Raw genomic sequence first — 25,543 nt, 5'->3', positions numbered from 1 at the left:
TCTCTAGTAGCGTCGATTCGTGAGCGATTGGCAAGCGGAAGACAGTGTGGGGGCGAAAGACGGCGTGGTGGCGGAAGACGGCGTGGTGGCGGAAGACGGCCTGTTCGAGGCAACTCCGGAGGAATCCGCGATCGTCGACGAACCCGATGTCGTGTCTGTCGCCGAGCGCGCATTGTCCTCGGTGCCGCCTGGAGCTCCTCTGGCCGTCCGCATGCGTCCCCTCACCCTCGGTGAAGTTGTCGGTCAACAGCACCTGCTCGGCCCTGGTGCTCCGCTGCGCAGAATGGTCGAGGGGTCCGGCGCCGCATCGGTTCTCCTGTACGGACCTCCCGGCACCGGCAAGACCACGCTCGCCTCGTTGATCTCGGGCGCTACCGGCCGTCGGTTCGAGGCACTGTCTGCTTTGTCTGCGGGTGTCAAGGAAGTTCGCGGTGTCATCGAACTTGCCCGCCGCCGTCTGCTGAACGGCGAACAGACCGTCTTGTTCATCGACGAGGTCCATCGTTTCTCCAAAACCCAGCAGGACGCCTTGCTCGCCGCGGTCGAGAACCGGATCGTGCTCCTGGTCGGCGCGACCACCGAGAACCCGTCGTTCTCGGTCGTCTCCGCGCTGTTGTCGCGTTCGTTGGTCCTGCAACTGCAATCGCTCACCGCTGCGGATGTCCAGGAACTGCTCGAGCGCGCGGTGGCCGACGAGCGCGGGTTCGGGGGAGCGATCGCGATCGACGACGACGCGATGGAACACCTCGTTCGTCTGGCCGCCGGTGACGCACGCCGAGCCCTGACGGCACTCGAGGCCGCTGCCGGAGCTGCACTGGACACGGCCGGCGACTCTTCGGGCCCGGTGGTGCTCGACCTGGCGACCGTCGAGGCCAGTGTCGACAAGGCCGCGGTTCGGTACGACCGTGCCGGAGATCAGCACTACGACGTCATCAGCGCCTTCATCAAGAGCATTCGCGGCTCCGACGTCGATGCCGCCCTGCACTACCTTGCTCGGATGCTGACCGCGGGCGAAGACCCTCGTTTCATCGCGAGGCGTCTGGTGGTTCATGCCAGCGAGGACATCGGCATGGCGGACCCGATGGCGCTGCAGACTGCCACCGCCGCTGCCCAGGCAGTGCAGCTGATCGGTATGCCGGAGGCTCGTCTGGCGCTGGCACAGGCCACCATTCATCTGGCGACGGCTCCCAAATCGGGTGCGGTCATCGCCGCTCTCGGTGCAGCCATGGCCGACGTGGCCGCCGGAAAATCCGGACTGGTACCGCCGCATCTGCGTGACGGGCACTACAAGGGTGCCGAGCAATTGGGCAACGCAGTCGGATACAAGTACCCGCACGACACACGTGATGGTGTTCTGCGGCAACAGTATCCACCGGACGATCTGGTGGGTGTCGACTATTACCAGCCCACCGCACACGGCAACGAGCGAGAGATCGCCGATCGGGTGAGCAAACTCCGCCGAATCGTTCGTGGCTGACGCCTGCCAGGTTCCACCGGTCGACGCGTTAGTCTGGACACCCATAGCTCGACGCTCTTGAAGGTAAGGACCGGTTAGTGCAAACCCACGAGATCCGCAGGCGATTCCTCGACCACTTCGTCAAGGCCGGCCACACCGAGGTGCCCAGCGCCTCGCTGATTCTCGACGACCCGAACCTTCTGTTCGTCAACGCGGGCATGGTTCCGTTCGTGCCGTTCTTCCTCGGGCAGCAGACGCCGTCCTACTCGCGCGCGACGTCTGTGCAGAAGTGTGTCCGCACCCTGGACATCGAAGAGGTCGGCATCACCACCCGCCACAACACCTTCTTCCAGATGGCGGGCAACTTCTCCTTCGGTGACTACTTCAAGAAGGAAGCCATCTCCCACGCCTGGCAGTTGCTGACAGGTTCGGTCGAGGACGGCGGATACGGCATCGATCCCACGCGCTTGTGGGCAACCGTCTATCTCGACGACGACGAAGCGTTCTCGATCTGGCGCGACGAGGTCGGTGTGCCCGAAGAGCGCATCCAGCGCCGCGGCATGAAGGACAACTACTGGTCGATGGGCATTCCCGGACCGTGCGGCCCCTGCTCGGAGATCTTCTACGACCGCGGCGCCGAGTACGGCGTCGAGGGCGGCCCGGAAGCCGACGAGGATCGCTACATCGAGATCTGGAACCTCGTGTTCATGCAGAACGAGCGCGGCGAGGGCACCAACAAGGGCGACTACCCGATCCTCGGACCGCTGCCGAAGAAGAACATCGACACCGGCATGGGCGTCGAGCGCGTTGCGTTCCTCCTGCAGGGCGTCGAAAACGTCTACGAGACAGACCTTCTCCGCCCCGTCATCGACAAGGCTGCCGAACTGACCGGCAGCGTGTACGGGACCGATCACACTTCTGACGTCCGTTTCCGCGTCATCGCCGACCACGCACGCACCGCCGCGATGTTGATCGCCGACGGTGTGAACCCCGGCAACTACGGCCGCGGATACGTCCTGCGCCGGTTGCTGCGTCGCATCGTGCGCTCGGCCAAACTGCTCGGCAGCGAGCAGCCCACCATGCGCGAGTTCATGATCGTCGTCCGCGACACGATGGCGCCGTCGTACCCGGTTCTGGAAACCGACTTCACGCGCATCGAGAACGTTGCCGTCGGTGAGGAGACCGCGTTCCTCAAGACGCTGGCGTCGGGTTCGGCCCTGTTCGAGAATGCTGCCGAGACGGTCAAGTCGTCCGGAAAGTCGGTCATCGCCGGCGATCAGGCGTTTGCACTGCACGACACCTACGGCTTCCCGATCGACCTCACGCTCGAAATGGCATCAGAGGCCGGTCTCACCGTCGACGAAGACGGCTTCCGCACGCTCATGGCCGAGCAGCGCAAGCGCGCCAAGGACGACGCTCAAGCGCGCAAGCACGCGCATGCGGACCTCACGGTCTACAAGGAACTGCTCGATCGAGGTGCCACCGAGTTCACCGGTTTCGACGAGCTCGTCTCCGAGGCTCACGTCCTCGCACTGATCGTCGACGGTGTCCGCGTGCCGGTCGCGAAGGCAGGTCAGGACGTCGAGGTCATCCTCGACCGCAGCCCGCTCTACGCAGAGTCCGGTGGACAGATCGCCGACATCGGTTCGCTCACCGCGCCGGGTCTCGAAGCCAAGGTCAACGACGTGCAGAAGATCGCCAAGAAGGTCTGGACGCACAAGGTGACGGTGCAGAAGGGCGAGATCACCGAGGGCGACGTCGTGCTCGCGCACGTCGACGCCGAGTGGCGCAAGGGTGCAACCCAGGGGCACTCCGGTACCCACATGGTGCACGCGGCGCTGCGTCAAGTGCTCGGCCCCAACGCCGTTCAGGCGGGTTCGCTCAACAAGCCGGGTTACCTCCGCTTCGACTTCTCCTGGCAGGGTGCGCTGTCCGACTCCCAGAAGCAGGACATCGAGGCACTCACCAACGAAGCCGTGGCGTCCAACTACGCGGTCAACACATTTGTCACGGATCTCGACAAGGCCAAGGCGATGGGTGCGATGGCACTCTTCGGTGAGAACTACGGCGACGAGGTTCGTGTCGTCGAAATCGGCGGTCCGTTCTCGATGGAACTGTGCGGCGGTACTCACGTCGGAAGCTCCGCCCAGATCGGTCAGGTCACGCTGCTCGGTGAGCAGTCGGTCGGCTCCGGAATCCGACGCGTCGAGGCGTACGTCGGTTTGGACTCCTACCGCTACCTCGCCAAGGAACGCGCTCTCCTCGCCGGACTCTCCTCCTCACTGAAGGTTCCTTCGGAAGAGGTACCCGCCCGCGTCGAGGCGCTTGTCGAGCGACTCAAGGTGGCCGAGAAGGAACTCGAGCAGACCAAGGCCAAGGCTGTGCTGGCGTCGGCAGGCGAGTACGTCGCCAAGGCCAAGCGCATCGGCAGCGTCCTCGTCATCGCCGAGCCTGCTCCCGCGGGAGTCGGCGGCAACGATCTGCGCAGCCTCGTCACGGACATCAAGGGCCGACTCGGCTCCGAACCCGCCGTCGTAGCTCTCCTCGGTGACGTCGACGGCAAGGTCCCGTTCGTGGTCGCATCCAGCAAGGCGGCCCAGGGTCTCGGTGTGAAGGCCGGCGAGCTTGTCGCGTCCTTCGGTCCCAAGATCGGTGGCCGCGGCGGCGGAAAGCCCGACATGGCCCAGGGTTCGGGTTCGGACTCTGCCGGAATCCCGGCGGCGCTCGATGCGATCCGGGACAGAGTCGGAGAGCTGGCGGGCGGCAGCTGACGGTGGTGGCTACGCAGCAGGGTCCCGATCGCCCCGGCATCGACGACCCTGGTCGCGGGCGGCGCATCGCCATCGACGTCGGCAGTGTTCGCATCGGCGTCGCGTCAAGCGACCCCGACGGCATCCTCGCGACACCGGTGGAAACGGTTCCACGCTCGAAGGAGCGTGGGCCCGACGCGCCGGATATCCGGCGCATTATCGCCATCGTGTCCGAATACGAGGCCGTTGAGGTTATCGTCGGACTGCCACAGACGCTGCGCGGTGAGCAAGGTAAAGCCGCCGGTATCGCGACTGCATTCGCCAAACGACTGCAGCGGGCCGTCGAACCGATCCCGGTGAGATTGTCCGACGAACGACTGACGACCGTCACGGCTGCGCGCAACCTCCGCGAAAGTGGAGTCAAGGCACGCGGCCAGCGGCCGATGATCGATCAGGCTGCGGCGGTGGAAATCCTGCAAGGCTGGCTGGACGAGCGGAGTAGAGCTGTGAAACCAGGGGAGTCGTCGAAGGACGCTGCACTGGAGGGCGATCTGTGAACGCGCGGTGGGATGAGGGCGGCGGAAGCCGGCCCACCAGTTCGTTCGACTTCGACAACGACGAGACCATGGTCATGCGTGCGTTGCCGCAGAGCATCGATCCGCCGTATATGTCGCGAGCGGAGGCACGCAAGCAACGCGAAGCGCGCAACAAGCGCGCCAAGCGAGGTAAGAAGGTTGGTGTTCTCGCTCTCCTGGTGTTGGTGATCGCGGTTCTCGGTGTCGGTGCATACGGTGCCCTCTGGTACATGGATCGCAACAAGGCCGCGGAGGACTTCGCCGGCCCGGGCGGCGCACCCGTGGTCATCCAGATCAACAGTGGAGAAACCGCATCGGAGATCGGTGCGACGCTGGAGGCGAAGAACGTCGTCGCGAGTTCCGCTGCTTTCTACAACGCTGCGATCGCCAATCCGTCGGAGATCCAGAAGGTACAACCCGGCTTCTACCAGGTGCCGGTGCAGAGTAGTGCCGCGAGCGCACTCGACAGTTTGGTTGCCCCGGACTCCCGAGTCGGCAGTGTTGTCATCGCCGAAGGGCGTCAGCTGCACGACAGTTCGGACGCGCAGACCGGCTCGCTCAAGAAGGGCATATACAACCTGATTTCCGAGGCGAGTTGTGTCGGCCCGGTTTCTGCTCAGAAATGTGTCTCGACAGACGAATTGAACACTGCGGGAGCATCTTCCGATCTGGCTTCGCTCGGTGTGCCGGACTGGGCGATGTCGTCGGTCAAGAGCGTGCCGGACAAGGACCGTCAGCTCGAAGGCCTGATCGCCGCCAGCAGTTGGGATTTCGATCCCACTGCGACGCCCACCGAGATCCTGCGGTCGTTGGTCGAGGGTAGCGCCGCCAAGTACGAGGCCACCGGGATTCTGACAGCCGGCAGCGGGGTCGGAATGTCGCCGTACCAGTTGTTGGTGGCAGCGTCGCTGGTCGAGCGTGAGGCATTGCCTGGCGACATGGCCAAGGTCGCGCGGGTGATCGTCAACCGACTCGCAGTCGATCAGCCTTTGCAGTTCGACTCCACGGTCAACTACTCACTCGACACCACCGAGGTCGCCACGACCGATGCGGACCGTGAGCGCGTCACGCCCTGGAACACGTACGCAATGCCCGGTCTGCCTGCGACGCCTATTGCTTCACCGAGCATCGACGCGCTGAAGGCCGTGGAATCTCCGGCGGCCGGTGACTGGTTGTACTTCGTCACGATCAACAAGGAAGGCCAGACGCTCTTCACCAAGAGTTACGAGGAGCATCTGGCCAACATCGAACTGGCACAGCAAAGTGGGATTCTCGACAGTGGACGGTAGTAACGCGACTTCGCTCGCGACGCCGCGTAAGGCGGCAGTTCTCGGAAGCCCGATCGCTCACTCGAAGTCGCCGTTGCTGCACCTTGCTGCGTACGAGGCTTTGGGTCTGAGCGATTGGACCTACGAGCGGATCGAATGCACCGGCGAGCAGTTGCCTGCCCTCGTTGACTCACTCGGCCCCGAATGGGTCGGCCTCTCCGTGACGATGCCGGGCAAGATCGCAGCACTCGACTATGCCACCGAACGCACACCGCGAGCGGTGACCATAGGCTCGGCCAACACCTTGGTCCGCATCGACGGCGGTTGGCGTGCCGACTGCACGGACGTCGACGGAGTCAGCGGTGCGTTGATCGCCGGCGGCGTCGGCGATCTCAGCGGCACTTCGGCGGTAGTCGTCGGCGCGGGCGGCACCGCGCGGCCGGCATTGGTCGCGTTGGCCGACATGGGAGTTCGGACAGTCACCGTGGTCGCGCGTGATCCGGGGCGAGCATCCGGTGCCATCGAATGCGGCAGTGCTGTCGGGTTGGGCATTGATCTGGTCTCTTTCGACGACGCACGACTCGGTGGGATCTGTGCCGAATCCTCGGTCTTGGTCAGCACCGTTCCCGCAGAAGCGGCCGCGCCTTTCGCCCAGCAACTGGGGAGGGCACGATTTGTCCTCGACGCGATCTACAACCCCTGGCCGACGCCACTCGCTTCGGTTGTCGAGGCGGCTGGTGGCACGGTGATCGGTGGCCTCGAGATGTTGCTCAATCAGGCCTTCGGGCAGGTAGAGCAGTTCACGGGCAAGCCCGCTCCGCGAGAGGCGATGGCAGCCGCTATCGCTTAGCTCTGTTCACAGTGTCGAGGTAGTCCACAAGACGATTCGTAGAGTGCCGCTGGTGAACGCCAGACACCAAGCTCGAAACCATGTGGACGTTGGTGGTCTTGGCAGGCGCTGGGGTAGTCGGTGGTGTCGGTGCTCGGGCGATCGTCGACAGTTGGTTGCGACGACACGGTTATCGACCAGTCGTGGCTCTCTGTTGTATGCCCCAGTGCGGTGTCGCCACAGGTTGGGTTGCCGTCGGCGCACTGAATACCTCGGTGGTGCAACTGATCTCAGGTCTGGCCGTGGTGTGGTGGTGCGTCGCAATCTCGACTGTCGACCTGGCCGTGCGACGGCTGCCCAACAGTTTCACGCTGCCCGGCTACGCAGTCGTGATGGTCTATGCGGCGGCGTCGGGAACGGTGTGGGTTGCTGCGGTGGGATCGGCACTGCTCGCCGGAATCCACCTCCTGGCGCACGTGATGTCGCCTGGTTCGATGGGTCTCGGCGATGTGAAGCTCTCTCTTCCGCTGGGCGCTCTGACCGGATTGGTGGGCGCTGACGCCTGGCTGTGGTCGTTGGTGTCTGCGTCGGTGCTCACCGCAACCCTGGGTGTCGTGATCGAACTGCGAAAACTGGGCCGGCGACAGTCGGGGCCGGTAGCCCACAATTCGCCCATCGCGCACGGTCCCTCGATGTGCCTGGCAGCCTGCGGTTCGATGGCGTTTGCCTGGTTGACGTGACGAGTGCAACATCCGCGGAAAACCTTGCGTTATTGACTATTCAACGACGGACCGTGATCTGCAAGAAAGACGTAACCGTCGGTTTCATAAAGGCGGGTATCGCAGGCGCGCAGTCCCAGTATGCGGCGAGTCGGACTTGCCGAATGTCCACTCCCTGACGTTGACTGAGGCTTCGGAAATGGGACAAAACGAATCTCGTTTCGCACTCGATTATCGGGGGAACCTATGCGCACAAGGCTTTTCGTCGCTGCGGCAGCCTGTTTGGCGGCTGTGGCTGCAGGGGCGGGCGTCGCCGGCGCCGCGCCTGCACCTTCGTCGGTGGCACTGGGCGGGGGCTCAGGAATCCTGCTGCCGGACGTGGATCATTCCGATCCGGAGCAAGTTGCGGCGTGCACGTTGACCGCGGTCGGATACGACAACGCCGGCTCACTCGTGGCACTCACCGCCGGACACTGCGGAGTTGTCGGGGACCGGGTGTTCGCCGAATACCTGCCCGAAGCCGGCCCCATCGGTCGGTTCTCCTACTCGAGTCCGGTCTCGGATATCGCGGTGATCGATCTCGACGACGCGAAGGTAGCCCCGCTACGTACCGTCGGCGGCACGACGATCAACGGAATCGGCGCTCCGCCGGCACCGGGCACGATCGTGTGCAAGGAAGGCCGTTCGACCGGCAACACGTGCGGTATCACCTGGGGCTACGACTCCGTCTACGGTGAAATTGTCGAGCACACGTGCTCGATTCCCGGAGACTCCGGTGGACCACTCGTCGTCGGCGATCGCCTGGTGGGCTTGATCAGCAACGGCTTCGAACCGTACTGCTTCGAGCCGCTCCCGCCGCCGTTCCATGCTCCCGACAACTCGGCGGACATCAACATCGGTTTGGCTGACATCAATGCCAACGGTGGAGGATTCCGCCTGTTCTAGACCCGCAGGAACCTCTGAGATGGCCCACACGCATCGTGCGTGTGGGCCATCTGCGTTCACCCGGAGGGCCACTGTGACAACTGAGGTCTGCGACGTGGAAAGATGGTCGGCGTGCTGCGTTGGATAACTGCCGGAGAATCCCATGGTCCCGCCCTCGTCGCGATGCTCGAGGGCATGGTCGCGGGGGTCGAAGTGACCTCTGAGGCCATCTCGTCCGAACTTGCCCGTCGTCGACTCGGTTACGGCCGTGGCGCGCGGATGAAGTTCGAGGCCGACAAGGTCACCATCATCGGTGGTGTCCGCCACGGATTTACGCTCGGTGGCCCCGTGGCCATCGAAATCGGCAACACCGAGTGGCCCAAGTGGGAAACCATCATGTCCGCCGACCCGGTCGACCCGGACCTGCTCGCCGATCAGGCTCGCAATGCCCCGCTGACGCGCCCGCGTCCCGGTCACGCCGATTACAGCGGCATGCTCAAGTACGGCTTCAACGACGCGCGTCCCGTCCTCGAGCGCGCCAGCGCTCGCGAGACCGCAGCCCGTGTAGCCGCCGGAACAGTCGCACGGTCGTTCCTGCGTCAGGTATTCGGTGCCGAGGTCGTTTCACACGTCATCTCCATCGGCGCTTCCGAGCCTTACGTCGGGCCCGTGCCGGATGGCAAGGACCTGGACGCGATCGACGCGAGCCCGGTCCGCGCATTCGACAAGGCTGCAGAAGAGTCGATGATCGCCGAGATCGAATCGGCCAAGAAGGACGGCGACACCCTCGGTGGCGTCGTCGAGGTCGTCATCCACGGCCTGCCGGTCGGACTCGGCACTTTCGTCAGTGGCGCCGAGCGTCTCGATTCACGACTTGCCGCAGCTCTCATGGGAATTCAGGCCATCAAGGGTGTCGAGGTCGGTGACGGCTTCGAGACCGCGCGTCGTCGTGGCAGCGAAGCTCACGACGAAATCCGCCCGGGCCCGGACGGCATCGTGCGTTCCACGAACCGCGCAGGCGGTATCGAAGGTGGCATGACCAATGGCGAGGCCCTTCGAGTTCGCGCCGCGATGAAGCCGATCTCGACGGTTCCGCGCGCTCTGGCGACGGTCGACATGGAGAGCGGCGAGGAAGCGGTTGCCATCCACCAGCGCAGCGATGTGTGCGCGGTTCCGGCCGCCGGCGTCGTCGCCGAATCGATGGTTGCGCTTGTCGTGGCTCAGGCCGCACTCGAAAAGTTCGGTGGTGATTCCATTGCTGAAACCACTGCCAACTACCGTCGTTACGCCGAGGGCATCGCAGCCCGACCGCCTCGATAGGACTCACGTATCGATGAAGCCGAAGGCTGTACTCATCGGTCCGCCCGGTGCCGGCAAATCGACCATCGGTCGACGTCTCGCGCAGGCACTCGAACTCGAATTGGTCGATACCGACGCCGAGATCGAACGGACCACGGGTAGAACGATCCCGGAGATCTTCACCCACGACGGAGAGCCTCGGTTTCGTGAGATCGAGGAATCGGTGGTTCGCGACGCGTTGCAGGCCACCGACGGAATCGTCTCGCTCGGCGGTGGTGCGATCCTGTCGGATCGCACGCGCGAACTGCTCCAGGGCCACACGGTCATCTACCTGGAGATCAGTGTCGCCGAAGGGCTTCGCCGCACGGGGGCGAACAATCATCGTCCGCTGCTGGCCGGCGGAGATCCCAAGGTCAAGTACCAGGAGCTGATGAGGCGTCGTCGTCCGCTGTACCGGCGTTCGGCCACGATTCGGATTCGGACCGACGGCCGAAGCCCGGCGCGTGTCGTCGGGCAATTGGTGTCGAAACTTCAAGACAAATGAACAACCGGAGCGGAGTAGTGGAGCAGTGACCGAACCCGTACGTGTAGAGGTGAAGACCGCAAGTCCCTACCCGGTCGTGATCGGCCGCGGCCTGCTCGGTGACCTTGTTGCCGAGTTCGACGGCGCGCGCACTGTCGCGATCTTCCATCAGCCGCCGCTGGCAGAGACCGCGGAGGCTGTACGGGCTGCGTTGGCGGAGAAGGGGATCGACGCTCACCGCATCGAAATCCCCGACGCCGAGGACGGTAAGGATCTTGCCGTCGCGGGCTTCTGCTGGGACGTGCTCGGCCGGATCGGCCTGACTCGCAGCGACGCGATCATGAGCTTGGGCGGGGGAGCGGCGACCGACCTCACCGGCTTCGTCGCTGCTACGTGGATGCGTGGTGTCAAGGTTGTTCACGTCCCCACCACTTTGCTCGCGATGGTCGACGCAGCAGTGGGCGGCAAGACCGGTATCAACACCGAAGCGGGCAAGAACCTCGTCGGTTCGTTCCACGAACCGGGAGCGGTGTTCATCGATCTCGCGACGCTCGAGACTGTGCCGCACAACGAGATCGTTGCAGGCATGGCCGAGGTCATCAAGACCGGATTCATCGCCGACCCGGTGATCCTGGACCTCATCGAAGCGGATCCCAAGGCTGCTCTCGATCCGTCGGGAACTGTTCTGCCCGAGCTGATTCGGCGCTCCGTCGAGGTCAAGGCCAAGGTCGTGGCCGCGGATCTGCGCGAGTCGGATCTGCGCGAAATCCTCAACTACGGCCACACCCTCGGCCACGCGATCGAACGTCGTGAGCGCTACAAGTGGCGCCACGGTGCCGCTGTCTCCGTCGGCCTGGTCTTCGCTGCCGAACTCGGACGGCTCGCGGGCCGACTCGACGACGCCACCGCCGATCGTCACAAGTCGATCCTCGATCTCGTCGGGCTGCCGACGTCGTACGACGGTGATGCGTTCGGCGATCTGATGAAGGGAATGCAGACCGACAAGAAGAACCGTGCCGGGCTGCTCCGTTTCGTGGTCCTCGACGGCCTCGCCAAGCCGGGCCGCCTCGAAGGGCCGGATCCGAGCCTGCTGGTCGCGGCGTACTCCGCGATCGCCCGTGATCCCAGGCCGGCCGGCGGAACGGTCCTGCTGTGAGGATCAACGTCGTCAACGGACCCAATCTGGGGCGTCTGGGTAAGCGTCAGCCCGAGGTCTACGGCGCGACCACACACGACGATCTGATCGAATTGTGCGTCGCGGCAGGTAAGGACCTCGGCGTCGAGGTGATCGTCCGTCAGAGCGATCACGAAGGCGATCTGCTCGGTTGGATCCACGACGCGGCGGACGCGGGGGAACCGGTGATCCTCAATGCCGGTGGCTTGACGCACACGTCGGTGGTCCTGCGAGATGCATGCGCCGAACTGACCGCAGGTCTCGTCGAGGTGCACATCTCGAACGTTCATGCGCGAGAAGAGTTTCGGCACCATTCCTACCTGAGTCCGATTGCGACCGGCGTGATCGTCGGACTCGGCGTCGCCGCGTATCCGCTGGCGATCAGGTTCCTCGCCGAGCGAGGCTGAACGAGGGAAGTCGAAAAGCCGACCACACGAATGCGGCCCCGAGGAAAATTTCCTCGGGGCCGCATTCGGTTGTGTGGACGGCGGGCGTTACTGCTCGCGCTTGCCCAGATCGATCGCTGGGAAGACCGCGGTATCGGCGTCGGATTCCTCGACGGACATGGCGGCTCCGCTGTATGCGTGCTGCTCGGTGGGGGAGTCGTAGCCCTCGCTGACGGGCACCGGTTCGTGGTGACGCTCGTGAGACGGGGTCTGCGGAGCGGTTCCGTTCTTGCGCTGCTCACGACTGACGAAGAAACGTCCGACGGTGATGGCGATCATGGCAGGGACGAAGATGAGAAGGATCGTGAACGCCGCACCGGAGGTCACCTCGAAGAACAAGCCCTGCTGAGTGAGTTCGAGGGAGGGGACCAGGCTGAGTGCCCAGCTGGCAGCGCCGGCGACGAATCCGCCGACCAAAGCAGCTTTGAGCCACAGCATGGTCAGATCGGCGCCGTCCTCGGGTTCGGGGAAGTTTCGGCGGTCGCGAATGCCGTCGATACCACCCCAGATCGCGGCGAAGACGATGACGATCAACAGGGACAGCCAGCGCAGGGTGGACCCCTGAAGTGGCCACTGTGCGATTGCTGCACCGAGCAACGCACGAAACACAACATGTATCAGGGCCATGCCGAGGCCACGTACCAACCACGCATTCATGGGTACAGCCTAACTAGAACCCATTACACCTTGTGGCCTAACCCACACTTATTGCTGTAACCGTGAGTTTCGAGTTGATCGGCAGGTCTGCCAGGGCGGTAGGTTCGAGGGATGCCGGTCGACTTCAGAGCACGCCGTGAATCCCTCAGACGCCTCCTCGCGGAGCGCGAACTCGACGCGATTCTCGTCACAGATCTCCTCAACATCAGGTACCTCACCGGTTTCACCGGTTCCAATGCTGCGCTCGTCGTCAGTGCGTCCGATTCGGCGTCCGACGAACGCGCGACGGTGATCTGCACCGACGGTCGTTACGTGACGCAGGTGGCGGAGCAGGTTCCGGACCTGCGCGCTGAAATCGCCCGTTCGAGTGCTGCGCACTTGATCGAGAAGTCGACGATGCCCGTTCTCGCGTTCGAGTCACACGTCGCGACGTTCGCCGAACATCGCGCATGGACCGAGGCAGCACCGAAGATCCGGTTCGAACCGGTGAGTGGACTCGTCGAACAGTTGCGCATGGTCAAGGACGAGCACGAGGTGGAGTTGTTGCGCGCCGCATGCACTTCAGCCGATGTCGCGTTGGCGCAGTTGATCGCTCGCGGCGGTCTGCGACCTGGCCGAACCGAACGAGAGGTCGGTCGTGAACTGGAAAACCTGATGCTCGACAACGGCGCAGACGGTATTTCCTTCGAGACGATCGTGGCGGCAGGCGTCAACTCGGCGATTCCGCATCACCGACCGACCGACGCGATCCTGGCGTCGGGTGACTTCGTGAAACTCGACTTCGGCGCACAGGTCGGTGGGTACCACTCGGACATGACCCGGACGTACGTGCTCGAGTCCGTTTCCGATTGGCAACGGGAGATTTACGAACTCGTCGCGCGGTCACAAGCTGCCGGTTGCGATGCCCTCGCTCCGGGTGTCGAATGTGCGGCCGTGGACGCCGCCGCCCGTTCGGTGATTGACGATGCAGGCTACGGCGAGTTGTTCCTGCACGGCCTCGGCCACGGTGTCGGCCTCGAAATCCACGAAGCACCGGGAATCGGCAAGCTCGGCACCGGTACACTTCTTTCCGGCGCGGCGGTGACCGTCGAGCCGGGCGTGTACTTCTCCGGGCGCGGAGGTGTACGGATCGAGGACACGCTCGTTGTTCGTGAGCAGGGGCCAGAGCTGCTCACACTGACCGCAAAAGACCTTACCGTCGTCTGAGACGGTTTCCCGACCCCTAGGAGACGCGAAGCAAGTGGCTTCCACCAGTGATTTCAAGAATGGTCTGGTTCTGCAGATCGAAGGCCAGCTGTGGACGATCATCGAGTTCCAGCATGTCAAGCCCGGCAAGGGCCCTGCCTTCGTGCGCACCAAGCTCAAGAACGTGCTCTCGGGCAAGGTAGTGGACAAGACGTTCAACGCCGGTGTGAAGGTCGAGACCGCCACGGTCGACCGTCGTGACATGACCTACCTGTACCACGACGGCAGTGACTACATCTTCATGGACGGCGACACCTACGACCAGGTGTCGATCAGTGAATCCACCGTCGGCGACCAGTCGCGTTTCCTGCTCGAGAACATGGCCGTCCAGGTCGCGACCCACGAAGACGTTCCCCTCTTCGTCGAGCTTCCGGTCACGGTCGAGCTCGTCGTCAAACACACCGATCCGGGCCTGCAGGGCGACCGCTCCACCGGCGGCACCAAGCCTGCCACCCTCGAGACCGGTGCCGAGATCAACGTGCCGCTCTTCATCAACACCGGTGACAAGCTCAAGGTCGATTCCCGTGACGGCAACTACCTCGGGCGTGTGAATTCCTGAGTGTCCGGCACACATAAGAAACTCGGTGCACGCCACAAGGCGCGCAAGCGTGCCGTCGACTTCCTCTTCGAAGCCGAGGCACGTGACCTCGATCCGGTCGCGCTCGCATCGGAGCGTTCCGATCTGTCCGTCAAGGACGACGCGGTAGCACCTGTCGCGGCCTACACCGTCACGTTGGTGTCCGGCGTTGCGGAGAATCTGGACCGGATCGATCAGGTCATCTCCTCGCATCTGCAGGATTGGACGCTCGAGCGTCTGCCCGCCGTCGACCGTGCGATTCTGCGTATCGCCGTGTGGGAGCTCTTCCATGCGACGGACGTTCCGCCGGTTGTCGCCGTGGACGAGGCCGTCGAACTCGCGAAGCAGCTCTCGACGGACGACTCTCCGGGATTCGTCAACGGAATCCTCGGTCAGGTCGTTCTCGTTGCGCCGCAGGTTCGATCGGCTGCAGCTGCGACCTCGCAGCGCGCGCAGGAATCGGATTCGGGTACCGAGTAGCAAGTTCTGTTCCACCACCGCCGTGCGAGTGTCACCGTGCGCGTTGTGTGTCTGCACACAACCGGTCGGAGTCGCTGCTCGCACGGCGGGATCAGGTCTGTCGGCTGATAGGGTGGGGACCGTCAGACATCCTTTAACGATCCGTCCAGTGAGGCGGAGAAGGAGGTCGCTGTATGAGCGTGCCCGAAGGGTCTCGCCCATCCGATCTTGCAGGTCCAGGCAGCGCCAAGGCATCCGCTGGTGCCGAGGCAAGTAGTGAGACCCGTGAATTGTTGTCCGCCCAGGATGTGGGCCGGACCATCGCGCGGATCGCTCACGAGATCATCGAGAAAACCGCGCTCGACGGACCCGAGGGAACAGCCCCTCGTGTGGTCCTGATCGGCATCCCGACGCGCGGAACCACACTCGCCACGCGACTGCGCGCCAAGATCGAAGAATTCTCCGGTGTGCGTCTTCCCATCGGATCTCTCGACATCACGCTCTACCGTGATGATCTCCGCACCAAGCCGCATCGCCCGCTCGAGCGCACGTCCGTCCCCGAAGGTGGCGTCGACAATGCTCTGGTCGTCCTGGTGGACGATGTCCTCTTCTCCGGTCGCACCGTGCGCTCCGCCCTCGATGCGTTGCGCGATCTCGGTCGCCCCCGGGCCGTCCAACTCGCAGTGCTGGTCGATCGCGGTCATCGCGAACTGCCGCTGCGCGCCGACTACGTCGGCAAGAACGTCCCGACCGCGAGGTCAGAAGACGTCAAGGTTCTCCTCCAGGAACACGACGGCAGGGAAGCGGTAGTCATCTCCGGAGGTAAGAGCGCGTGAAGCACCTTCTTTCCGTCGCGGACCTCGATCGTGAGTCCGCGGTAGAACTTCTCGACGAGGCAGAACGCTTCGAGCAGGCGCTGCTGGGCCGCGAAGTACGCAAACTCCCGACGCTGCGCGGACGCACGGTCATGACGGTGTTCTTCGAGAACTCGACGCGCACCCGGGTGTCCTTCGAGGTGGCCGGTAAGTGGATGAGCGCGGACGTCATCAACGTCAGCGCATCGAGTTCCTCGGTGTCCAAGGGCGAATCCCTGCGCGATACCGCGATGACCCTGCGCGCGGCCGGTGCTGACGCCCTCATCGTGCGGCATCCGGCTTCGGGTGCCGCCCATCAGATCGCCAAGTGGACCGGAGCGGCCGACGACGGTGGCCCGGCAGTCATCAACGCAGGTGACGGCACGCATGAGCATCCAACTCAGGCGCTTCTCGACGCTTTGACCCTTCGCCAGCGCCTCGGCGACATCGAGGGCAAGCGGATCGCGATCGTCGGCGACATTCTGCACAGCCGTGTGGCCCGGTCCAACGCGCTGCTGCTCTCGATGCTCGGCGCGGAGGTCGTCTTGGTGGCGCCTCCGACACTGCTGCCGGTCGGCGCGCACACGTGGCCGGTCACGGTCTCGCATTCGCTCGACGCCGAACTGCCCGGACTCGACGCGGTGCTGATGCTGCGGGTTCAGGCCGAACGCATGAACGGCGGCTTCTTCCCTTCGCAGCGCGAGTACTCGATCAACTACGGCCTGTCCGAGAAGCGACTGGCGATGCTGGCCGACCACGCGGTGGTCTTGCACCCCGGTCCGATGCTGCGCGGCATGGAGATCGCATCCGCCGTCGCCGATTCCTCGAAAACTGCTGTACTGCAACAGGTTACCAACGGCGTACACATGCGCATGGCTGTCTTGTTCCGACTGCTGGTCGGGTCGGAGGACGGTGCGCTGTGACCAGAAACGAGAACGGAGAATCACCCGTGAGTGTCCTGCTCCGCGGAGTCCTGATCTACGGAGAAGGTGAGCCCACCGACGTACTCGTCGGCGACGGCACGATCCTCGAGATCGGCGTGGACCTCGATCCGGCCACGGCATCCGAGGTGATCGATGCCGGCGGGCAGATCCTGCTTCCCGGCTTCGTGGACCTGCACACCCATCTACGTGAGCCTGGTCGCGAAGACACCGAGACCATCGAAACCGGAAGCTCCGCGGCCGCTCTGGGTGGATACACCGCGGTCTTCGCGATGGCGAACACGAGCCCCGTCGCCGATTCGGTGGTCATCACCGATCACGTCTGGCGACGCGGACAGGAAGTCGGCCTCGTCGACGTCCACCCCGTCGGCGCAGTCACCGCAGGCCTGGAAGGCAAGCAGCTCGCCGAGATGGCGACCATGGCCGCAGGCGTCGGCAAGGTCAAGATGTTCTCCGACGACGGTCACTGCGTCTACGACCCACTGATCATGCGTCGCGCGCTCGAATACTCCAGCTCACTGGGCGTCCTGATCGCGCAGCACGCGGAAGAACCGCGTTTGACGGTCGGTGCGGTCGCCCACGAGGGCCCCACGGCCGCGCGTCTCGGCCTGGCCGGATGGCCGCGAGCAGCCGAAGAATCGATCGTGGCCCGTGACGCACTGCTCGCGCGTGACGCCGGCGCCCGCGTTCACATCTGCCACGCATCCACCGCCGGAACCGTCGAACTCGTGAAGTGGGCTCGCAGCCAAGGGATTTCGATCACCGCCGAGGTCACCCCGCATCACCTGCTCCTCGATGATTCACGTCTCGAGACGTACGACGCGATCAACAAGGTCAACCCGCCGTTGCGTGAGGCCAGCGATGTTGCTGCCCTGCGCAAGGGTCTGGCCGAGGGCATCATCGACTGCGTCGCGACTGACCATGCACCGCACGCCGAGCAGGACAAGTGCTGCGAATTCGCGGCCGCCCGCCCCGGAATGCTCGGCCTCGAGACCGCGCTCTCGATCATCGTGCAGACGATGGTCCAGCCCGGCCTGTTGGACTGGCGCGGTGTTGCGCGGGTCATGAGCGAGCGCCCGGCGGCGATCGTCGGACTCGACGATCAAGGCCGTCCCATCGAGGTGGGGGAGCCCGCCAACCTGACATTGGTCGATCCGTCGGCCGAGTGGACGGTCCACGGACCCGACCTGGCGAGTGTCGCGCATAACACTCCGTACGAGTCGATGACATTGCCCGCACGGGTCACGACCACACTGTTACGTGGCCGCATCACCGCACACGACGGGAATGTGCGGCTGCGGAGTAGCGAGGAGTAGCGCGTCATGGACAGAGCACTGTGGATCATCGGTCTGGCGATCTTCTGGGTCGCGATGATCGGCCTGATGTACGTCGGTTGGCGTGGACGCGCTCGACGCCAGAAAGACAAGATCGGCGAACTGCCGACGGTACCGGCAACCCTGGGTGAACTGCTCGTCCTGCCGACCACCGGCCTGTACGTCGGTAGCACCATCGCACCCAGTTGGCAGGACCGCATCGCCGTCGGCGACCTCGGTTTCCGCGCCACCTGCGAGATCAGCCGCTACAGCGGCGGAATTCTGGTCGAGCGTGACGGTGCGTCGGCCATCTGGATTCCGGAGAAGTCGATCCGCGCGATCCGCACGGAGAACGGTCTTGCCGGCAAGGTCATGAGCAAGGACGGCGTCCTGGTGATTCGCTGGGAATTGCCGAGCGGAACCGAGATCGACACGGGCGTGCGCGGTGACGACAAGACGGTTTATCCGGACTGGGTCAAGCCGGTAACTGCTTCGAACAAGACTGCTTCGAACAAGACTGCTTCGAACAAGACTGCTTCGAACAAGACTGCTTCGAACAAGACTGCCTCGAACAAGACGAATGACAACGAAGACGCAAGCTCTGGCGACATCGAGCAGAACGGAAAGAACGCATGAGCGGCTTTGGCAACAGCCCCGCAGTACTGGTCCTCGAAGACGGACGGGTGTTCCGCGGAACCACCTTCGGTGCGGTTGGACAGACCCTGGGCGAAGCGGTGTTCAGCACCGGCATGACCGGCTACCAGGAAACGCTCACCGATCCCAGCTACCACCGCCAGATCGTGGTCTCCACCGCGCCGCAGATCGGCAACACCGGCTGGAACGACGAAGACGACGAGTCGGTCGGACCGACCGGCGAGAGTGCCGGTGCCAAGATCTGGGTTGCCGGGTACGTCGTTCGTGACCCCTCGCGCGTCACCTCGAGCTGGCGTGCAACCGGTTCGCTGCAGGCCAAGCTCGAAGAGCAGGGCATCGTCGGAATCGCCGGGATCGACACTCGTGCCCTGGTTCGCCACCTGCGTACTCGCGGTTCGATGAAGGCAGGCGTCTTCTCCGGTGAAGCCATCGCCGCCGATGACGAACTGGTCCGACGGGTTCAGGATCAGCCGACCATGCTCGGCGCCGATCTTGCCGGTGAAGTCAGCACCACCAGCGGCTACGTCGTCGAGCCGAAGGGCGGGGAGGCGCTGTACACGGTTGCCGCGATCGATCTCGGTATCAAGACAAACACCCCGCGCATGTTCGCCGAGCGCGGTATCCGCGTCCACGTGTTGCCGTCCAATGCGAGTCTCGAACAGATCCTCGACCTCAAGGCCGACGGAGTGTTCCTCTCCAACGGTCCCGGTGACCCGGCCACCGCCGACGGCGCAGTGCACCTGACGAAAGAGGTCATCGGACAGGGCTTGCCGCTGTTCGGTATCTGCTTCGGCAACCAGATCCTGGGCCGCGCCCTGGGCCTGAGCACGTACAAGATGAAGTTCGGCCACCGCGGCATCAACATCCCGGTGATCGAGCATCAGACCGGTCGCATCGCGATCACCGCGCAGAACCACGGCTTCGCGCTCGAAGGCGAAGCCGGCCAGGAATTCGACACCCCGTTCGGTCGCGCGGTGGTCAGCCACACCTGCGCCAACGACGGAGCCGTCGAAGGTGTTCGCCTGCTCGACGATTCGGCCTTCTCGGTGCAGTACCACCCGGAGGCGGCAGCCGGCCCGCACGACGCTGCGTACCTCTTCGACCGCTTCACCAGCCTGCTCTCCGCACGGAAAGAAACCGGAGTCAAGAACTAATGCCACGCCGTACAGATCTCAAGCACATCCTGGTAATCGGCTCCGGTCCGATCGTCATCGGTCAGGCCTGCGAGTTCGACTACTCGGGCACCCAGGCTTGCCGCGTCCTCCAGGAGGAGGGCCTACGCGTCAGCCTGGTCAACTCCAACCCGGCCACCATCATGACGGACCCCGAGTTCGCCGACGCCACGTACGTCGAGCCGATCACGGCCGAGTTCCTCGAGAAGGTCATCGCCAAGGAAGCGTTGCAGGGCAACAAGATCGACGCCGTCCTCGCGACGCTCGGCGGTCAGACCGCTCTCAACGCCGCAGTGGCGCTGCACGAGCAGGGCATCCTCGAGAAGTACGACGTCGAGCTGATCGGCGCCGACTTCGACGCCATCCAGCGCGGCGAGGATCGCCAGAAGTTCAAGGACATCGTCGCCAAGGTCGGTGGCGAATCCGCGAAGTCCGCAGTTTGCTACACGATGGACGAAGTACACGCCACGGTCGCCGAACTCGGTTACCCGGTTGTCGTGCGTCCGTCCTTCACCATGGGCGGCCTCGGTTCCGGCATGGCGTACGACGTCGACGATCTCAACCGCATCGCCGGTGGCGGTCTGGCCGCGTCGCCGACGGCGAACGTCCTGATCGAGGAATCCATTCTCGGCTGGAAGGAATACGAACTCGAGCTGATGCGCGACAGTCGCGACAACGTCGTGATCGTCTGCTCCATCGAGAACGTCGACCCGGTCGGTGTCCACACCGGAGACTCGGTCACCGTTGCTCCGGCGATGACGCTGACCGACCGCGAGTACCAGGCGATGCGCGACCTCTCCATCGACATTCTGCGTGAGGTGGGCGTCGACACCGGCGGCTGCAACATCCAGTTCGCGATGGACCCGAAGGACGGCCGCCTGGTTGTCATCGAGATGAACCCGCGCGTTTCCCGCTCGTCGGCGCTGGCGTCGAAGGCGACCGGTTACCCGATCGCCAAGATGGCCGCAAAGCTTGCCATCGGCTACACGCTCGACGAGATCGTCAACGACATCACCAAGGAAACCCCGGCTTGCTTCGAGCCGACACTCGACTACGTCGTCGTCAAGGCTCCGCGGTTCGCTTTCGAGAAGTTCCCCGGTGCCGACGGAACCCTGACCACCACGATGAAGTCGGTAGGCGAGGCCATGAGCATCGGCCGCAACTTCACCGAGGCTTTCGGCAAGGTCATGCGTTCACTCGAGACCAAGCGTGCGGGTTACTGGACCGGCGCCGACATCGAGACGGAGAGCCTGGACGCCCTGCTCGCCGATCTGAGCGTTCCGCAGGACGGCCGCATGTACGGCATCGAGAAGGCATTCGCCCTCGGCGCAACTGTCGAGCAGCTCTTCGACGCCACCAAGATCGATCCGTGGTTCCTCGACCAGTTCCAGCAGATTCACGAGCTCGGTGAAAAGCTTCGCGCTGCAGAGTCTTTCGACGAGGCTGCCCTGCGTCAGGCCAAGTACCACGGCATCTCGGACCGCCAGATCGCGGCTCTGCGCCCCGAACTCGGTGGTGACACGCACGCAGGTGAGGACGCCGTTCGCGCTCTGCGTGATCAGCTTGGCGTGCGCCCCGTCTACAAGACCGTCGACACCTGCGCCGCAGAGTTCGAGGCCAAGACGCCGTACCACTACTCGACCTACGAGCTTGATCCCGAGGCCGAGTCCGAAGTGGCTCCGCAGACCGAGCGACCCAAGGTTCTGATCCTCGGATCCGGCCCCAACCGCATCGGCCAGGGCATCGAGTTCGACTACTCGTGTGTCCACGCTGCCCAGACGCTGTCCGAGGCCGGGTACGAGACCGTCATGGTCAACTGCAACCCCGAGACCGTCTCCACGGACTACGACACCGCTGATCGCCTGTACTTCGAGCCGCTGACATTCGAGGACGTCTTCGAGGTCTACCGCGCGGAGGCGCAGTCGGGCACCGTTGCCGGCGTCATCGTCCAGCTCGGCGGCCAGACCCCGCTCGGATTGGCGAAGCGCCTCGAAGCTGCCGGCGTTCCCATCGTGGGAACCAGCCCCGCAGCCATCGACCTGGCGGAGGACCGCGGCGAATTCGGTCGCGTGCTCACCGAAGCCGGTCTGCCTGCACCGAAGTTCGGTACCGCCACCACGTTCGACGGCGCCCGCGAGATCGCAGCAGGCATCGGCTACCCGGTGCTGGTGCGTCCGTCGTACGTGCTCGGTGGACGCGGCATGGAGATCGTCTACGACGAGGCTTCACTCGCCGACTACATCTCGCGTGCCACGGAGATCTCCGACGATCGTCCGGTCCTGGTCGACCGCTTCCTCGAAGACGCGGTCGAGATCGACGTCGACGCTCTGTGCGACGGCACCGAGGTGTACCTCGGCGGCGTCATGGAGCACATCGAGGAAGCCGGCATTCACTCCGGTGACTCGGCGTGTGCGCTCCCGCCCATCACTCTGGGCCGTGCGGATCTCGAGAACGTCCGCCGCTCCACCGAGGCTCTCGCAAAGGGCATCGGCGTCAAGGGCCTGCTCAACGTCCAGTACGCCCTCAAGGACGACATCCTCTACGTGCTGGAAGCAAATCCCCGCGCCAGCCGTACGGTTCCGTTCGTCTCCAAGGCGACGGCCGTCCAGCTGGCCAAGGCATGCGCCCGCGTCATGCTCGGCGAATCCATCGCCGACCTGCGCGCAAGCGGCATCCTGCCGGCGACCGGCGACGGTGGAAACACCCCGGCCGGTGCACCGATCGCGGTCAAGGAAGCTGTGTTGCCGTTCAACCGCTTCCGTCGCGCCGACGGTACCGGCGTGGATACCTTGCTCAGCCCGGAAATGAAGTCCACCGGTGAAGTCATGGGTATCGACTTCGACTTCGGTACGGCTTTCGCCAAGTCGCAGACGGCCGCCTACGGGTCGTTGCCCACCACAGGCGCGGTGTTCGTCTCGGTCGCCAACAAGGACAAGCGTTCGCTGATCTTCCCGGTCAAGCGCCTGGCAGATCTCGGATTCACCATCCTTGCCACCGAAGGAACCGCAGATGTGTTGCGGCGCAACGGTATCGAGTGCAAGCAGGTGTACAAGCAGTCGGGTGAGGATGTTCCGGCCGGTGCCGAGACCATCGTCGACCAGATCCGCAGCGGCGAGGTCGCCATGGTCATCAACACCCCGTACGGCAACAACGGTCCGCGTGTCGACGGCTACGAGATCCGAAGCGCAGCAGTCGCGTCGAACATCCCGTGCATCACGACGGTCCAGGGCGCCTCGGCCGCCGTGCAGGGCATCGAAGCGGCGATCCGCGGCGACATCGGAGTTCACTCCCTGCAGGAACTGCACGCAGGTCTTCGTCAGCCGGCACAGCAGTCGTGAGTCACAGTTGGGGGCATCGTCTCCGGTCCGCGATCGCGGACCGGGGGCGGCTGTGCGTCGGTATCGACCCGCATCCCGCGCTTCTCGACGCGTGGGGACTGCCACGTACCGCCGAAGGTCTGGAGACTTTCGCCGAGATCTGCGTCGAGGCCTTCACCGGTGAGGTTGGACTCGTCAAACCTCAGGTTGCGTTCTTCGAGGCGTACGGCAGCGCCGGCTTCGCCGTGTTGGAGCGGACCATCTCGGTTCTTCGCGATGCTGGAACGCTTGTCGTCGCGGACGCCAAGCGCGGTGACATCGGTTCGACGATGGACGCGTACGCGCAAGCCTGGTTGGGTGATTCGCCGTTGGCCTCCGACTCGGTCACCGTTTCGCCGTACCTGGGATTCGGGGCGTTGGCTCCGACACTCGAACTGGCAAGGCAGAACGCACGCGGGATCTTCGTGCTGGCACGAACCTCCAATCCGGAAGGCGGCGTACTTCAACAGTCGTCGGCTGACGGTGTGAGCGTGGCTCAGTCGATCGTCAACGCTGCGGTCGACGCGAACGCCGACGGACGCGACACCGTCGGACTGGTGGTCGGTGCAACTCGGGACCACGGTCTGGACCTGTCGCAGTTCAACGGCCCGATTCTCGCTCCGGGGCTCGGCGCGCAGGGTGCGACGGCAGCGGATCTCGCAGACATCTTCGCGGGATCGACCGAGCTCCTGCTCCCGAACACTTCCCGTGGGGTGCTCAAGCATGGTCCTTCGGTATCGGCACTTCGGGAGGCAGCAATGCGTGACCGAGACGAGATCGAAGCCGCATTGGCGCACTGATCCGTGAGTGACCTCGAGGCTCGTTCGAGCGGTGGAACCCGGTGGTACCGTCCGTCGGTGAATCGTTGGTGGCAGATCGGACTTCTCGTCGCGGCGTGCGCGCTGCTCGCCACCGGGTTCCAATCCGTCACCGGCGTACACGGCGACGATCTCGCCGTGTACCGGACGGCAGGTCAAGCCGTCCTCGACGGCTCGAACCTGTACGACGAGTCGTTCAACGCGAGACTGCCGTTCACTTATCCGCCCTTCGCTGCGCTCGTCGCCGTTCCGGTCGCCTTGGGTTCCTGGGGTGCGGTCCAGTGGGGATGGAGTTTCGTCAGCCTCCTGATGCTGGCCGCGATCATCGTGCTCAGCTATCGCGAGGTCCCGTTCACACGTAGGCGGCCCGTCGTCGTCTACGTGGGTTTCCTGGTCCTGTGGACGGCGGCATCGCCGATCTCCGATCACCTCGGGTACGGGCAGGTCGGGTTGTTCCTGACACTCCTGTGCCTGATCGACGTGCTGGCTCGACCACGGTGGATTCCCGAGGGTGTGCTGGTGGGGATCGCCGGGGCCGTCAAACTGGTGCCTCTCGTCTACATCGGTTACTACGTGATCACCGGGCGTTGGAAAGCGGTTGCGGGCGCCCTCGCCGGCTTCCTCGGCGCCACGGCACTCGGCTTTGCCGTTCTCCCGCGCCAGACGATCGACTACTTCGGTGACATCGCCTCACTCTCGGGGCGCGTCGCGGTCGGTGACCCGTCTGTGTTCGGTAACCAGTCCGTGCGTGGAATGGCCTTACGGCTACTCCCCGAGGGCCTGGTGGGTCCGGCATGGCTCGTCGCCTGTGCAGTGTTGGGTGTCCTCGGAATTGTCGCGACGCGGCGCGCTCAGCGCCTGCGAGGTGATCTTGCCGGTTTCACGGTGGTGGCTCTGCTGGCGGCAATCGTGACTCCCATTGCCTGGACCCACCACTTCGTGTGGTTGGTGCCGGCGGTGGGTGTGCTCCTCGTTCCGATCAAGTCGGGCGTGGGGGAAGACACCCGATCGGTACCCGCGTGGTCCTGGATCGCGATCGGCCTCACCGCTGCGGTCGTGCTGTTTCGGCTTCCTCGGGTCGGCGCGGACATGGATATCCCGGTCGTCGGCTTCGTCCTGGAGAATTCATTGCTCTGGGCGAGCCTCGCGGTAGTACTCGCTCTGGCCGCCCCCGGCGTGAGCCGCACCGAACCGGACACGGTCGATGCCGACGATCCGAAATCGTCGATGCCGACCTGAAAACAGGCCGCGACACGCGCATGGGCTTCGAAAATGCTCGAAATTTTTGGATGTGTCGGCGACCACGTTCATTCCCGCAGGTAACGATTTCGCACACACGCATGGGGACGTCGCACCCGATGTATCGAAATGCTTTGTGTTACAGTCTATTTCGGTACTGTACGCACGTTCGTGTTGCGTCGAATCCGTCTCGATCCAGCCGAAAACGGCGACGATGTGTGACATCGATTCGACGCGCATAACCCACCGCGATCTGCATCGGACCGCGGGGGGTGGGTTAGCAATTCGCGCCAGG

23 protein-coding genes are annotated in these 25,543 nt (G+C 64.2%); 22 read left to right on the top strand and 1 reads right to left on the bottom strand.

The annotated features are described in order from the left end of the window. Window positions 1-130: 130 nt before the first annotated feature. The 11 genes from B0E55_RS21530 (at window position 131) to aroQ (ending at window position 11,924) form a co-directional block, all read left to right on the top strand. On the top strand, window positions 131-1,477 hold the full coding sequence (locus tag B0E55_RS21530) for a replication-associated recombination protein A (RefSeq protein ID WP_372436840.1): 1,347 nt from the start codon (window positions 131-133) through the stop codon (window positions 1,475-1,477). A gap of 77 nt (window positions 1,478-1,554) precedes the next feature. Next, complete coding sequence (alaS, locus tag B0E55_RS21525; RefSeq protein WP_019748361.1) at window positions 1,555-4,227, top strand: alanine--tRNA ligase; 2,673 nt, start codon at window positions 1,555-1,557, stop codon at window positions 4,225-4,227. Between the two features lie 2 nt (window positions 4,228-4,229). Then, complete coding sequence (gene ruvX, locus B0E55_RS21520) at window positions 4,230-4,763, top strand: Holliday junction resolvase RuvX (protein ID WP_003944838.1); 534 nt, start codon at window positions 4,230-4,232, stop codon at window positions 4,761-4,763. Then, window positions 4,760-6,070, top strand: coding sequence for an endolytic transglycosylase MltG (mltG, locus tag B0E55_RS21515; protein ID WP_080910423.1), 1,311 nt, complete (start codon window positions 4,760-4,762; stop codon window positions 6,068-6,070). Before ruvX ends, mltG begins: the two co-directional genes overlap by 4 nt. Beyond that, window positions 6,060-6,899 (top strand): shikimate dehydrogenase, encoded by an 840-nt coding sequence (locus B0E55_RS21510; RefSeq protein WP_080910422.1) that lies wholly within the window; start codon window positions 6,060-6,062, stop codon window positions 6,897-6,899. The genes mltG and B0E55_RS21510 overlap by 11 nt, the downstream gene beginning before the upstream one ends. An 80-nt stretch (window positions 6,900-6,979) precedes the next feature. Then, a complete protein-coding gene (locus B0E55_RS21505; protein ID WP_080910421.1) occupies window positions 6,980-7,618 on the top strand; it encodes a prepilin peptidase in 639 nt (212 codons plus the stop codon). Window positions 7,619-7,843: 225 nt separating this feature from the next. Next, complete coding sequence (locus B0E55_RS21500) at window positions 7,844-8,542, top strand: S1 family peptidase (RefSeq protein WP_020907692.1); 699 nt, start codon at window positions 7,844-7,846, stop codon at window positions 8,540-8,542. A gap of 111 nt (window positions 8,543-8,653) precedes the next feature. Continuing rightward, the gene (aroC, locus tag B0E55_RS21495) at window positions 8,654-9,841 is read left to right on the top strand and encodes a chorismate synthase (RefSeq protein ID WP_024487252.1); all 1,188 of its coding nucleotides are present in this window, start codon (window positions 8,654-8,656) and stop codon (window positions 9,839-9,841) included. Between the two features lie 13 nt (window positions 9,842-9,854). After that, window positions 9,855-10,364, top strand: coding sequence for a shikimate kinase (locus tag B0E55_RS21490; protein ID WP_020907693.1), 510 nt, complete (start codon window positions 9,855-9,857; stop codon window positions 10,362-10,364). Window positions 10,365-10,389: 25 nt separating this feature from the next. Beyond that, window positions 10,390-11,499, top strand: a complete 1,110-nt coding sequence (gene aroB, locus B0E55_RS21485) for a 3-dehydroquinate synthase (RefSeq protein ID WP_020907694.1) — start codon at window positions 10,390-10,392, stop codon at window positions 11,497-11,499. Continuing rightward, the gene (gene aroQ, locus B0E55_RS21480; RefSeq protein ID WP_020907695.1) at window positions 11,496-11,924 is read left to right on the top strand and encodes a type II 3-dehydroquinate dehydratase; all 429 of its coding nucleotides are present in this window, start codon (window positions 11,496-11,498) and stop codon (window positions 11,922-11,924) included. The genes aroB and aroQ overlap by 4 nt, the downstream gene beginning before the upstream one ends. Before the next feature lie 87 nt (window positions 11,925-12,011). Here aroQ and B0E55_RS21475 read toward each other — a convergent pair whose 3' ends face one another. Next, complete coding sequence (locus B0E55_RS21475) at window positions 12,012-12,620, bottom strand: B-4DMT family transporter (RefSeq protein WP_019748369.1); 609 nt, start codon at window positions 12,618-12,620, stop codon at window positions 12,012-12,014. 111 nt (window positions 12,621-12,731) lie between these two features. Between B0E55_RS21475 and B0E55_RS21470 the strand changes: the two genes are divergently transcribed. The 11 genes from B0E55_RS21470 to B0E55_RS21420 all read left to right on the top strand — a co-directional run bounded on the left by B0E55_RS21470 (window position 12,732) and on the right by B0E55_RS21420 (window position 25,248). Next, window positions 12,732-13,826, top strand: coding sequence for a M24 family metallopeptidase (locus B0E55_RS21470; RefSeq protein ID WP_080910420.1), 1,095 nt, complete (start codon window positions 12,732-12,734; stop codon window positions 13,824-13,826). A 34-nt stretch (window positions 13,827-13,860) separates the two neighbouring features. Next, window positions 13,861-14,424 (top strand): elongation factor P, encoded by a 564-nt coding sequence (efp, locus tag B0E55_RS21465; RefSeq protein WP_003944958.1) that lies wholly within the window; start codon window positions 13,861-13,863, stop codon window positions 14,422-14,424. Continuing rightward, on the top strand, window positions 14,425-14,922 hold the full coding sequence (gene nusB, locus B0E55_RS21460; protein ID WP_007728014.1) for a transcription antitermination factor NusB: 498 nt from the start codon (window positions 14,425-14,427) through the stop codon (window positions 14,920-14,922). 173 nt (window positions 14,923-15,095) lie between these two features. Further along, on the top strand, window positions 15,096-15,737 hold the full coding sequence (gene pyrR / locus B0E55_RS21455; RefSeq protein ID WP_020907698.1) for a bifunctional pyr operon transcriptional regulator/uracil phosphoribosyltransferase PyrR: 642 nt from the start codon (window positions 15,096-15,098) through the stop codon (window positions 15,735-15,737). Beyond that, window positions 15,734-16,678 (top strand): aspartate carbamoyltransferase catalytic subunit, encoded by a 945-nt coding sequence (locus tag B0E55_RS21450; RefSeq protein WP_080910419.1) that lies wholly within the window; start codon window positions 15,734-15,736, stop codon window positions 16,676-16,678. The genes pyrR and B0E55_RS21450 overlap by 4 nt, the downstream gene beginning before the upstream one ends. Further along, complete coding sequence (locus tag B0E55_RS21445; RefSeq protein WP_007728012.1) at window positions 16,675-18,012, top strand: dihydroorotase; 1,338 nt, start codon at window positions 16,675-16,677, stop codon at window positions 18,010-18,012. The genes B0E55_RS21450 and B0E55_RS21445 overlap by 4 nt, the downstream gene beginning before the upstream one ends. A 6-nt stretch (window positions 18,013-18,018) precedes the next feature. After that, window positions 18,019-18,645, top strand: coding sequence for a PH-like domain-containing protein (locus tag B0E55_RS21440; protein WP_080910418.1), 627 nt, complete (start codon window positions 18,019-18,021; stop codon window positions 18,643-18,645). Next, a complete protein-coding gene (gene carA / locus B0E55_RS21435) occupies window positions 18,642-19,817 on the top strand; it encodes a glutamine-hydrolyzing carbamoyl-phosphate synthase small subunit (protein ID WP_003944927.1) in 1,176 nt (391 codons plus the stop codon). The genes B0E55_RS21440 and carA overlap by 4 nt, the downstream gene beginning before the upstream one ends. Further along, window positions 19,817-23,173: a carbamoyl-phosphate synthase large subunit gene (carB, locus tag B0E55_RS21430; protein ID WP_019748372.1), complete on the top strand. Its 3,357-nt coding sequence runs from the start codon at window positions 19,817-19,819 to the stop codon at window positions 23,171-23,173. Before carA ends, carB begins: the two co-directional genes overlap by 1 nt. Next, a complete protein-coding gene (gene pyrF / locus B0E55_RS21425; RefSeq protein WP_021332968.1) occupies window positions 23,170-23,991 on the top strand; it encodes an orotidine-5'-phosphate decarboxylase in 822 nt (273 codons plus the stop codon). Before carB ends, pyrF begins: the two co-directional genes overlap by 4 nt. A gap of 57 nt (window positions 23,992-24,048) precedes the next feature. Continuing rightward, window positions 24,049-25,248: a glycosyltransferase 87 family protein gene (locus tag B0E55_RS21420; protein WP_232816752.1), complete on the top strand. Its 1,200-nt coding sequence runs from the start codon at window positions 24,049-24,051 to the stop codon at window positions 25,246-25,248. Window positions 25,249-25,543 lie beyond the last annotated feature (295 nt).

Source organism: Rhodococcus sp. 66b (assembly GCF_002076325.1).
In the GTDB taxonomy this organism is placed as follows: Bacteria; Actinomycetota; Actinomycetes; order Mycobacteriales; family Mycobacteriaceae; genus Rhodococcus_F; species Rhodococcus_F erythropolis.
The sequence above is the reverse complement of the archived record's forward strand: the minus strand, read 5'-3'. Positions and strand labels throughout refer to the sequence as shown.